This is a genomic window from Streptococcus mitis, assembly GCF_001579035.1.
GTDB lineage: Bacteria > Bacillota > Bacilli > Lactobacillales > Streptococcaceae > Streptococcus > Streptococcus mitis_J.
Window position 1 is genome coordinate 71,153 of record NZ_KQ970285.1, and the last position, 11,705, is coordinate 82,857.

At 40.2% G+C, this 11,705-nt stretch carries 9 protein-coding genes and 1 pseudogene; 8 read left to right on the top strand and 2 right to left on the bottom strand.

The genetic code is table 11. From position 1 onward, the window contains the following. The first annotated feature begins 153 nt into the window (after positions 1–153). From SMIDD26_RS00390 to SMIDD26_RS12455, 7 genes and pseudogenes are all read left to right on the top strand, one after another. Complete coding sequence (locus SMIDD26_RS00390; RefSeq protein ID WP_061438577.1) at positions 154–612, top strand: CtsR family transcriptional regulator; 459 nt, start codon at positions 154–156, stop codon at positions 610–612. Position 613: 1 nt separating this feature from the next. After that, entirely contained in the window at positions 614–3,046 is a 2,433-nt protein-coding gene (locus SMIDD26_RS00395; protein ID WP_061438578.1) for an ATP-dependent Clp protease ATP-binding subunit, read from the top strand. Between the two features lie 528 nt (positions 3,047–3,574). After that, positions 3,575–4,228, top strand: a complete 654-nt coding sequence (rr06, locus tag SMIDD26_RS00400; protein ID WP_049513297.1) for a two-component system response regulator RR06 — start codon at positions 3,575–3,577, stop codon at positions 4,226–4,228. Then, complete coding sequence (locus SMIDD26_RS00405; RefSeq protein ID WP_061438579.1) at positions 4,225–5,568, top strand: HAMP domain-containing sensor histidine kinase; 1,344 nt, start codon at positions 4,225–4,227, stop codon at positions 5,566–5,568. The genes rr06 and SMIDD26_RS00405 overlap by 4 nt, the downstream gene beginning before the upstream one ends. 167 nt (positions 5,569–5,735) lie before the next feature. Further along, positions 5,736–6,263, top strand: coding sequence for an isoprenylcysteine carboxyl methyltransferase family protein (locus SMIDD26_RS00410; RefSeq protein ID WP_061438580.1), 528 nt, complete (start codon positions 5,736–5,738; stop codon positions 6,261–6,263). A gap of 76 nt (positions 6,264–6,339) precedes the next feature. Further along, a pseudogene (locus SMIDD26_RS13660) lies at positions 6,340–6,457 on the top strand (YSIRK-type signal peptide-containing protein); the annotation flags it as partial. A gap of 98 nt (positions 6,458–6,555) precedes the next feature. Continuing rightward, on the top strand, positions 6,556–8,124 hold the full coding sequence (locus SMIDD26_RS12455; protein WP_419986644.1) for an RICH domain-containing protein: 1,569 nt from the start codon (positions 6,556–6,558) through the stop codon (positions 8,122–8,124). Between the two features lie 76 nt (positions 8,125–8,200). On the opposite strand, the gene dusB is transcribed toward SMIDD26_RS12455, so the two are convergent. Continuing rightward, entirely contained in the window at positions 8,201–9,181 is a 981-nt protein-coding gene (gene dusB, locus SMIDD26_RS00420) for a tRNA dihydrouridine synthase DusB (RefSeq protein ID WP_000183308.1), read from the bottom strand. Then, positions 9,168–10,040, bottom strand: a complete 873-nt coding sequence (hslO, locus tag SMIDD26_RS00425; RefSeq protein ID WP_061438582.1) for an Hsp33 family molecular chaperone HslO — start codon at positions 10,038–10,040, stop codon at positions 9,168–9,170. The genes dusB and hslO overlap by 14 nt, the downstream gene beginning before the upstream one ends. A 164-nt stretch (positions 10,041–10,204) precedes the next feature. Here hslO and SMIDD26_RS00430 point away from each other — a divergent pair, with 164 nt between their 5' ends. After that, positions 10,205–11,632: an AcpB/EbpR/MafR family transcriptional regulator gene (locus SMIDD26_RS00430; protein ID WP_061438583.1), complete on the top strand. Its 1,428-nt coding sequence runs from the start codon at positions 10,205–10,207 to the stop codon at positions 11,630–11,632. Positions 11,633–11,705 lie beyond the last annotated feature (73 nt).

Sequence of the window (11,705 nt, forward strand, 5' to 3'; positions counted from 1 at the left end):
ACTTTCAAGAAAAACTAAGGCGATTTAATGCCTAAATGTTTTTAAAGAAAGTCAGTATTTTCAAGGGCTGAGCTCTAAAAATTTGACTTATAGAGTGTTAAATGATAGTATAGTCAAAGATAGTCAAGGTTTAAAGAGAGAGGTGGGTTTGTAATGAGATTTAAAAATACATCGGATCATATTGAGGCCTACATCAAGGCGATTTTAGATCAATCTGGTATTGTGGAGTTGCAACGGAGTCAGTTGGCAGATACCTTCCAGGTTGTTCCTAGTCAAATTAACTATGTGATCAAGACACGCTTTACGGAAAGTAGAGGCTACTTGGTTGAAAGTAAGCGTGGTGGCGGAGGCTACATTCGTATAGGACGGATTGAGTTTTCTAGTCATCATGAAATGCTTCGGGAGCTGCTTTACTCGATTGGTGAGCGAGTCAGTCAAGAAATTTATGAGGATATTCTCCAGCTTTTGGTTGAGCAGGAATTGATGACCAAGCAGGAGATGAATTTGCTACTAGCAGTAGCTTTGGATCGTGTTCTAGGAGAAGAAGCTCCAGTTGTTCGAGCAAACATGCTACGACAGGTCATACAAGAGGTAGATAGAAAAGGGAAGTAAGATGAACTATTCAAAAGCATTGAATGAATGTATCGAAAGTGCCTACATGGTTGCTGGCCATTTTGGAGCTCGTTATCTAGAGTCATGGCATTTGTTGATTGCCATGTCCAATCACAGTTATAGTGTGGCAGGGGCGACTTTAAATGATTATCCATATGAGATGGACCGTTTAGAAGAAGTCGCTTTGGAACTGACTGAAACGGACTATAGCCAGGATGAAACTTTTACGGAATTGCCGTTCTCCCATCGTTTGCAAGTTCTTTTTGATGAAGCAGAGTATGTAGCGTCAGTGGTCCATGCTAAGGTGCTAGGGACAGAGCATGTCCTCTATGCGATTTTGCATGATGGCAATGCCTTGGCGACTCGTATTTTGGAGAGGGCTGGTTTTTCTTATGAAGACAAGAAAGATCAGGTCAAGATTGCTGCTCTTCGTCGAAATTTAGAAGAACGTGCAGGCTGGACTCGTGAAGACCTCAAGGCTCTACGCCAACGCCATCGTACAGTAGCTGACAAGCAAAATTCTATGGCTAATATGATGGGCATGCCCCAGACTCCGAGTGGTGGTCTCGAGGACTATACGCATGATTTGACAGAGCAAGCTCGTTCTGGCAAGTTAGAGCCAGTCATCGGTCGGGACAAGGAAATCTCGCGTATGATTCAAATCTTGAGCCGGAAGACAAAGAATAATCCTGTCTTGGTTGGGGATGCTGGTGTCGGGAAGACAGCTCTAGCGCTTGGTCTTGCCCAGCGTATTGCTAGTGGTGATGTACCTGCGGAAATGGCCAAGATGCGCGTGTTAGAGCTTGATTTGATGAATGTCGTTGCAGGGACACGTTTCCGTGGTGATTTTGAAGAGCGCATGAATAATATCATTAAGGATATTGAAGAAGATGGGCAAGTCATCCTCTTTATCGATGAACTTCACACTATCATGGGTTCTGGGAGTGGAATTGACTCAACTCTGGATGCGGCCAATATCTTGAAGCCAGCCTTGGCGCGTGGAACTTTGAGAACGGTTGGTGCCACCACTCAGGAAGAGTATCAAAAACACATTGAAAAAGACGCAGCCCTTTCTCGTCGTTTCGCCAAAGTGACGATTGAAGAGCCAAGTGTAGCCGACAGCATGACCATTTTACAAGGCTTGAAGACGACTTATGAGAAACATCACCGTGTGCAAATCACAGATGAAGCGGTTGAAACAGCCGTTAAGATGGCGCATCGCTACTTAACCAGTCGTCACTTGCCAGACTCTGCTATCGATCTTTTGGATGAAGCAGCGGCAACAGTGCAAAATAAAACTAAAAATATAAAAGCAGACGATTCAGGTTTGACTCCAGCTGACAAGGCCTTGATGGATGGTAAGTGGAAACAAGCTGCTCAACTAATTGCTAAAGAAGAGGAAGTGCCTGTCTATAAAGACTTGGTGACAGAGTCTGATATTTTGACCACCTTGAGTCGCTTGTCAGGTATTCCAGTCCAAAAACTGACTCAAACTGATGCCAAGAAATACTTGAATTTGGAAGCTGAATTGCACAAACGTGTTATCGGTCAAGATCAAGCTGTTTCAAGCATTAGCCGTGCGATTCGCCGCAACCAGTCAGGAATTCGAAGTCATAAGCGTCCGATTGGTTCCTTTATGTTCTTAGGGCCTACAGGTGTCGGTAAGACCGAATTAGCCAAGGCTCTGGCAGAAGTCCTCTTTGACGACGAATCAGCTCTTATCCGCTTTGATATGAGTGAGTATATGGAGAAATTCGCAGCCAGCCGTCTCAATGGAGCTCCTCCGGGCTATGTGGGTTATGAAGAAGGTGGGGAGTTGACAGAGAAAGTTCGCAACAAACCATACTCCGTTCTCCTCTTTGACGAGGTAGAGAAGGCCCACCCAGATATCTTTAATGTTCTCTTGCAGGTTTTGGATGATGGTGTCTTGACCGATAGCAAGGGCCGCAAGGTTGACTTTTCAAATACCATTATCATCATGACGTCAAATCTTGGTGCGACAGCCCTTCGTGATGACAAGACAGTTGGTTTTGGGGCAAAGGACATTCGTTTTGATCAGGAAAATATGGAAAAACGCATGTTCGAAGAGCTGAAAAAGGCTTATAGACCTGAATTTATTAACCGTATTGATGAAAAGGTGGTCTTCCATAGCCTATCTAGTGACCATATGCAGGAAGTGGTGAAGATTATGGTCAAACCTTTAGTGGCAAGTTTGGCTGAAAAAGGTATTGACTTGAAATTACAATCTTCAGCACTGAAATTGTTGGCCAATCAAGGATATGACCCAGAGATGGGAGCTCGTCCACTTCGCAGAACCCTACAAACAGAAGTGGAAGACAAGTTGGCAGAACTTCTTCTCAAGGGAGATTTGGTGGCAGGCAGCACACTTAAGATTGGTGTTAAAGCAGGCCAGTTAAAATTTGATATTGCATAAAAGAATAAAAGTATCAGCATCTGACCATAAGTCACAGTGGAGTGAAACTCAATGAAAATCAAAGAGCAAACTAGGAAGCTAGCCGCAGCTTGCTCAAAACACTGTTTTGAGGTTGCAGATAGAGATGACGTGGTTTGAAGAGATTTTCGAAGAGTATGAAACTAAAACCTATAGATTCTAAAGGATCCGTGGTTTTCACTATTCAACCTAAAATTCATATGTTTATTACCCTCCATCGTATTTGTCTTAGAGCGTGTGTAGTAGAAAAAGAGCAGTCTTATCTGAAATTTTTATCCTTTCAAAAGAGACCTGTTTCTTTTTTTGCCTGTCAAATCCGTTCTAGCTGGTATTTGAAAAATCAAACTAAGCTGCAAGATGAATGATTTTCTTGTATTGACGTTGTTGTTGACAACAAGTAGCGGATAAATGAAATCCATTCCATTATCATAGATGATAGGCTGGTAGAAAATTTTCAAATAGCATACAGGAAATAGATGTGTGAAGTTCCGGTAGTAGAAAGGGAGAAAGATGAACATTTTAGTTGCAGATGACGAGGAAATGATTAGAGAAGGAATTGCAGCATTTCTGACAGAAGAGGGTTATCATGTCATTATGGCTAAGGATGGACAAGAGGCCTTGGAAAAATTTCAAGATCTCCCTATCCATCTCATGGTACTGGATTTAATGATGCCTAGGAAGAGTGGTTTTGAAGTGTTAAAAGAAATCAATCAAGAGCACGATATTCCTGTCATCGTCTTGAGTGCTCTGGGAGATGAAACTACTCAGTCACAGGTATTTGATCTCTATGCTGATGATCATGTGACAAAGCCTTTTTCTTTGGTACTGCTTGCCAAGCGTATTAAAGCGCTTATCAGACGTTACTACGTCATAGAGGATCTTTGGCAATATCAGGATGTAACAGTGGATTTTACCTCTTACAAAGCACATTATAAAAATGAAGAAATTGATCTCAAACCAAAGGAATTATTGGTACTAAAGTGTTTGATTCAGCATAAAAATCAAGTTTTAAGTAGAGAGCAGATATTGGAAGAAATTTCAAAAGATGTAGCTGATTTACCTTGTGATAGGGTCGTTGATGTCTATATTCGTACTCTTCGCAAAAAATTGGCTTTAGATTGCATTGTGACTGTGAAAAATGTTGGGTATAAGATTAGCTTATGATAAAAAATCCTAAATTATTAACCAAGTCTTTTTTAAGAAGTTTTGCAATTCTAGGTGGTGTTGGTCTAGTCATTCATATAGCTATTTATTTGACCTTTCCTTTTTATTATATTCAATTGGAGGGGGAAAAGTTTAATGAGAGTGCAAGAGTGTTTACGGAGTATTTAAAGACTAAGACAGCTGATGAAATTCCAAGCTTACTCCAGTCTTATTCAAAGTCCTTGACTATATCTGCTCACCTTAAAAGAGATATCTTGGATAAGCGGCTCCCTCTTGTGCATGACTTAGATATTAAAGATGGAGAGCTATCAAATTATATCGTGATGTTAGATAAGCCTGTTAGTACAGCAGATGGTAAACAGGTAACGGTACAGTTTGTGCAGGGAGTGGATATCTACAAAGAAGCAAAGAATATTTTGCTTTTGTATCTCCCCTATACATTTTTGGTTACAATTGCTTTTTCCTTTGTTTTTTCTTATTTTTATACGAAACGCTTGCTCAATCCTCTTTTTTACATTTCAGAAGTGACTAGTAAGATGCAAGATTTGGATGACAATATTCGTTTTGATGAAAGCAGAAAAGATGAAGTTGGGGAAGTTGGAAAACAGATTAATGGTGTGTATGAGCACTTGTTGAAAGTTATTCATGAGTTGGAAAATCGTAATGAGCAAATTGTAAAATTGCAAAATCAAAAGGTTTCCTTTGTCCGTGGAGCATCACATGAATTAAAGACACCTCTAGCTACTCTCAGGATTATCTTAGAAAATATGCAATATAATGTGGGAGATTATAAAGATCATCCTAAGTATCTTGAAAAGAGTATTGATAAAATCGATCAGATGAGTTTCTTGCTAGAGGAAGTGTTGGAATCTTCTAAATTTCAAGAATGGACAGAGTGCAGTGAGATTTTAATGGTAAATACCGTTTTGACAGATGTTTTGTCTCGATATCAGGAATTGGCATTTTCTAAAAATCTTGTGATTGATAATCAGTTGACTACTGATACAAAAGTAAGGATGAGCTTGAAGGCTTTGGATAAAGTCTTGACAAATCTTATCAGTAATGCTATCAAATACTCAGATCAATCTGGCATTGTGACTATTTCTGAGCAAGATGGTTATCTTTCTATTAGGAATACATGTGCTCCTTTGAATCAGGAAGAGTTAGAACATTTATTTGATATTTTTTACCATTCACAAATTGTAACAGACAGAGAAACAGGATCAGGATTGGGTCTTTATATTGTTAAGAATATCTTAGAAAGTCATCGTATGTCCTATAGTTTCTTGCCTTATGAACAAGGGATGGAATTTAAAATCTGCTTGTTACCAGATAGTTAGCTTTAGTAAGACTCTTTTCTTACTTGAGGATGATTTGAAGAAGTATAGTTTGAATGGTAGTGATAGAGTAAATCAAAGAACGGAATCAGTTTTCGTTCTTTTTCTTTTTCAATTCATATTGGGTTAACATAGAGATGTTACAGTAGTAGTAAAGAAAGGGGATCGTGATGATAGCAATAATCATTATCTGTGTATTTTTAATTCGCTTGTTGTTCCTAAAGAAATCAATTGCAAATGAAGAACGGCTTCGTAGGGATGGTGGGCGAGAATTTGGCATTAAAAATACTAAACGTCTTACCTTGCTTCATATTGTTTTTTATCTGGCTTGTTTTATGGAAGCCCTAGTCTATCGACCGTCTTTCAATACGATGAGTGTTGTGGGTTTGGTGCTCCTGATATTTTCTATGTTGATGTTGCTACTTGTTATTCATCTACTTGGGGATATTTGGACAGTCAAGTTGATGTTAGCACCGAATCATAAGTTTGTGGATCATGTCTTATTTAGGACAGTAAAACATCCCAATTACTTTTTAAATATCCTTCCTGAGTTGATTGGCTTGACCTTGCTGAGTCATGCCTATATGACTTTTGTTTTAGTTTTTCCAGTTTATGCAGTGATTTTGTATCGACGAATAGCTGAAGAGGAAAAGTTATTACATGAAGTTATAATCCCAAATGGAAGCATAAAGAGATAAATACAAGATTCAATTCATATACAGTTCATATTGAAATGATATAGTAGTGTTAAGAAAAATATTGGAGGAAATAATTATGTTTGCATCAAAAAGTGAAAGAAAAGTACGTTATTCAATTCGTAAATTTAGTATTGGAGTAGCTAGTGTAGTGGTTGCTAGTCTGTTCTTAGGAGGAGTAGTCCATGCAGAAGGGGTTGTTCCTGCTAATCACCCTAGTCCACAAAAGGTATCTTCGGGCGATAAAGAATATGAGGATGCTGTACAAAAAGTTAACAAAGAGATTTCGGACTATATGACTAGTCGTTTAGACACACTGAATCGGTCTGCTTCTGGATTTTCAGAAATTCTACAAAAAGTTCAAGGGGTTGTGGAAGGTTACAGAAAACAGATTGATGAAGCTTCAAGTAAAGATGGGGTAGAAAAGTTAGGGGAGGAAGCTAAGAAAAAAATCGATGAGCTGGTAGATACATTTTCAAATAATTCGGATAATCAGATTCGTCCAAAAGATGGTGTACAGGGAGATGATTCTTCAGCAGGACAAGGAGAACAGCCAGGCGCATCCAATCAAGGAGATTCGAAGCCGGTACCACCAGAAACATCTGGGGAAACAAAACCAAAGGATTCGAATGATTCAACGACCACTCTGGAGAAAGAGCTTAAAGAAGCTAAAGAAACAGCTAAAACAACTTTAAGTGCTTATAGACTTACTCGTTTAAAACAGGAAAATGGAGGAGCTTTTTGGTTTGGAGAACTTTTAAAAGAATCCGAAGAATCTTTAGAGAAGTACAAAAGGATGTTTGATGAGGCTTCGAGTAAAGAAAGAGTGGAGACCTTGGTGAAAGAAGCTGAACAGGAGATAGAAGCTCTAGTCGTTAAACATAAGGGACGAGAAATCGGCTTAGAGCGAGATAAGGCAAAGAAAGAGGTCACTAAACATCTAGCAAAATTATTGAATGACATCGAGAAAAATTTAGAAAAAGATCAACATATCAATACTGTCGACTTAATTAAAAACTTGAAAGATATTGAAAAAACGTATTTGCATAAATTAGATGAATCAACCCAAAAAGCCCAACTACAGAAACTGGTCACAGAAAGTAAATCAAAACTAGATGAAGCTTTGTCTAACTTTAAAAAGGGCTTATCTTCTTCGTCAAGTTCAGGATCTTCCACTGGAGATAACAAACTTTCTCCTACACTTCCGTCTCAATCGAAATCTGATGTAAGTAAACCCCAAGTGAAGTCTCCTGTCCAAAAGGTATTCATGACTGAACAGGGAAATACGAAGATTACTGTTATGTTTGAAACTGCTACAGAAGCAGACTCTGTCAATCTTAAAGAGGTAACAACAAAAGAAATGATTGATAATGTTACCCGTCAAACAGGGCAAGGAACAGTGCGCATATTTGATATTTCCCTTTCAAAAGATGGGAAAGAAACCCATGTGAAGGGAGAGAGAGTAGTTCGTCTTGCAATTGGTAATATTGATTCTGAGATTCAAGTTTACCATGTGAAAGAAAATGGAGAATTGGAGTTGCTCCCATCAACAGTTGAAAATGGGCAAGTCGTTTTTAAAACGAGTCATTTCAGCTTGTTTGCGATTAAAATGCTTCCTAAAAAACAAATGGTTGCCGAGCCAGAGGCAAATAGGGAAGGAAAAACTCAATCTGATGATAAGGAAATGATTCTTCTTGCTGATAAAGCAAATCAAATGAGTGAAAATCGTTCAAATTCAGATAAAAAAGATAAGCAAGCGCTCCCATCAACTGGAACAATGTCAACGTTGTTTATGGAATTCTTAGGTCTTATATCTCTAGTAGGTGTTTATCTATTAAAAGGAAAAAAGACGGAGAATGACTAATTTCATATAGATATTGCTTGACTGTATAAATCAAAGAAAACCCGTAACCTTTAAGAGAGTTACGGGTTTTTGTCTATTAAGCCTTATCTAATTGCAAGAGAGCTTCAATCTCTGCTAGGGTGCTAGCTTGTGAAATGGCTCCACGAAGTTTGGCTGCGCCAGATGTTCCACGGAGGTAGTGAGGAGCGAGGCCACGGAATTCACGAACTGCGACATTTTCCCCTTTGAGGTTAATCAAGCGTTTCAAATGTTCGTAGGCGATTTTCATCTTGTCTTCAAAGGTCAAATCAGGTAGGATTTCTCCTGTTTCAAAGTAATGGTTGATTTGGTTAAAGAGGTAGGGATTTCCCATAGCAGCTCGGCCAATCATGACTGCGTCAGCACCGACTTCTTCGATACGCTGTTTGGCTTCTTGAACCGTACGGATGTCACCGTTGGCGATGAAGGGAATCTTGGTCAAAGCTTGAGCGACCTTGTGAAGGGTCTCAAGGTCTGCGTGACCTGTATACATTTGCTCACGGGTACGGCCATGCATGGCGAGGGCAGAAACACCTGCTGCTTCAGCAGCCAGGGCATTTTCTACAGCAAGAGATGGATCAGCCCAACCGGTACGCATTTTAACAGTGAGTGGGATATCAAGGACAGATTGGACCTTGTTAATGATAGAGTAAATCTTGTCTGGGTCCTTGAGCCACATAGCGCCAGCTTCGTTCTTCACGATTTTATTAACTGGGCAGCCCATGTTGATATCGACGATATCGGTCTTGGTGTTTTCTTGGATGAATTCTGCTGCGCGTGCTAGGCTGTCTTCATCACTACCAAAAAGTTGGATAGAAACTGGGTTTTCTCCTTCATCAATATGAAGCATGTGCAGGGTTTTTTCGTTGTTGTATTGGATTCCCTTGTCAGAGACCATTTCCATGACAACGAGTCCAGCTCCGAGCTCTTTTGCGATGGTACGAAAGGCTGAGTTGGTCACGCCAGCCATGGGTGCTAAAACGGTACGATTGGGAATCTCAACATTGCCAATCATAAAAGGTGTATTAAGATTTGTCACGAATGAGTTCCTCCAGATCCTCTTCATCAAAGTTGTAAGTAGTTTGGCAGAATTGACAAGTGATTTCTGCTCCGTGGTCTTCCTCTTTCATTTCCTGTAAGTCTGAGCTTGGAAGGCTAGCAAGAGCGTTCATAAAGCGTTCATGGCTACAGTCACATTGGAAACGGATTTCTTCTTCAGAAAGACGCTTGTAGGCCTCGTCACCGTAGATAGCCTTGAGGAGGGCTTCGATATGGTCTTCACTTTCCAGAAGGGTTGAGATAGCTGGCATTGCTTGGATGCGTTTTTCAAAGCGAGCAATCTCTTCTTCCTTGGCTCCTGGCAAGACTTGAACTAGGAAACCACCAGCAACCTTGACCTTGTCTTCCTCGTCCAAAAGGACATTGAGACCGACTGCAGAAGGGGTCTGTTGGCTTTCAGTCAGGTAAAAGGCAAGGTCTTCACCGATTTCTCCAGAGATGAGGGGAGTCATAGAGTTGTAAGGATTTCCAGTACCGTAGTCTGTGATAACGAGGAATTGACCATTTCCAACAAAAGGTCCAACTAGGACTTCACCAGTTGCAGTCTTTTTGATGTCAACACCAGGATTTTGAACATAGCCTTTAACGTTCCCCTTGGTATCAGCAACGGTGATAATAGCACCTAGAGAGCTAGATCCCAGCACCTTAACTGTTAGTTTAGTATTTCCTTTTTCATTGGCTGCGAGAATCTGGCTAGCGATAAGAGTTCGACCAAGCGCTACAGTTGAGCTGGCTTGGGTTTTGTGTTTTTCTTGAGCAGTGCGGACGGTTTCTGTGCTATCAAGGACAAAAGCACGAAAGGCTCCGCTTTCTGATATTGTTTTAATAATTTTATCCATAGCTACTATTTTAGCATAAAAATGCCCAAAGGGGGAGCCGTGTGTTTGCTGATTTTCAGGATAATGGACCAGGAAATCAGCATGAAAATAAAAAGAGAAACAGATTATTTCAGCATTTGTAAGATTTATGCTATGCTTAAGGTAGAAAATGAAAGGGGTAACAAATGTATTTAGGAGATTTGATGGAAAAGGCTGAATCTGGCCAATTTTCAATCCTTTCCTTTCTATTACAAGAGTCTCAGACGACCGTCAAGGCTGTAATGGAAGAAACAGGATTTTCAAAAGCAACCCTAACCAAATATGTCACCCTGCTCAATGACAAGGCTTTGGATAGTGGTTTAGATCTGAATATCTCCTTAGAAGATGAAAATCTGCGTCTGTCAATTGGTGCAGCTACCAAGGGGAGAGATATTCGGAGCTTGTTTTTGGAGAATGCTGTTAAATACCAGATTTTGGTCTATCTTCTCTACCACCAACAGTTTTTAGCCCATCAGCTGGCTCAAGAATTGATGATTAGCGAGGCTACGCTTGGGCGTCACTTGGCTGGTTTAAATCAGATTTTGTCAGAATTTGATTTATCTATTCAAAATGGACGTTGGCGAGGTCCAGAGCATCAGATTCGCTATTTCTATTTCTGTCTTTTCCGCAAGGTCTGGTCGAGTCAGGAATGGGAAGGTCATATGCAGAAACCAGAGAGAAAGCAGGAAATTGCTACACTAGAAGAAATCTGCGGTGCAAGCTTGTCTTCGGGGCAGAAATTGGACTTGGTCCTCTGGGCTCACATCAGTCAACAGCGTCTTCGGGTCAATGCCTGTCAGTTTCAAGTCATAGAAGAGAAAATGCGAGGGTATTTTGACAATATTTTCTACCTTCGTTTGCTGAGAAAGGCTCCGTCCTTTTTTGCTGGGCAACACATTCCTTTAGGGACTGAGGACGGGGAGATGATGATTTTCTTCTCTTTCCTCCTATCTCATCGTATTCTTCCTCTTCATACTATGGAGTATATTCTTGGTTTTGGAGGGCAGTTGGCAGATTTGCTGACGCAATTGATTCAAGAAATGAAGAAGGAGGAGTTGCTGGGGGATTATACAGAGGATCACGTTACCTACGAACTCAGTCAGCTTTGTGCTCAAGTCTATCTATACAAGGGCTATATTTTACAGGATCGCTACAAGTACCAGTTAGAGAATCGTCATCCATATTTACTCATGGAACATGATTTTAAGGGAACGGCAGAGGAGATTTTTCATGCCTTGCCCGCTTTTCAGCAGGGGACGGACTTAGATAAGAAGATTCTCTGGGAATGGATGCAGTTGATCGAATATATGGCTGAAAATGGTGGCCAGCATATGCGGATTGGTCTGGATTTGACATCTGGTTTTCTTGTCTTTTCAAGGATGGCAGCCATTTTGAAACGGTATTTGGAATACAATCGTTTTATTACCATTGAAGCCTATGATTGTACTCGGCATTATGATTTGCTGGTTACCAATAACCCGATTCATAAGAAGGAACAAACACCAGTCTATTATTTAAAAAATGACTTGGATATGGAAGATTTGGCGGCTATTCGTCAGTTATTATTTACCTAAAAGGCTTGGTTAACCCAGGCCTTTTTTGTGAAATTTACACAATCTACTCACATTTTTTTAAAAATTTAAAAAA

Excerpts from the sequence above, each read along its gene's own strand:
- SMIDD26_RS00390 (WP_061438577.1), top strand. The coding sequence starts at position 154 with ATGAGATTTAAAAATACATCGGATCATATTGAGGCCTACATCAAGGCG.
- SMIDD26_RS00395 (WP_061438578.1), top strand. The coding sequence starts at position 614 with ATGAACTATTCAAAAGCATTGAATGAATGTATCGAAAGTGCCTACATG.
- rr06 (WP_049513297.1), top strand. The coding sequence starts at position 3,575 with ATGAACATTTTAGTTGCAGATGACGAGGAAATGATTAGAGAAGGAATT.
- SMIDD26_RS00405 (WP_061438579.1), top strand. The coding sequence starts at position 4,225 with ATGATAAAAAATCCTAAATTATTAACCAAGTCTTTTTTAAGAAGTTTT.
- SMIDD26_RS00410 (WP_061438580.1), top strand. The coding sequence starts at position 5,736 with ATGATAGCAATAATCATTATCTGTGTATTTTTAATTCGCTTGTTGTTC.
- SMIDD26_RS12455 (WP_419986644.1), top strand. The coding sequence starts at position 6,556 with ATGACTAGTCGTTTAGACACACTGAATCGGTCTGCTTCTGGATTTTCA.
- hslO (WP_061438582.1), bottom strand. The coding sequence starts at position 10,040 with ATGGATAAAATTATTAAAACAATATCAGAAAGCGGAGCCTTTCGTGCT.
- SMIDD26_RS00430 (WP_061438583.1), top strand. The coding sequence starts at position 10,205 with ATGTATTTAGGAGATTTGATGGAAAAGGCTGAATCTGGCCAATTTTCA.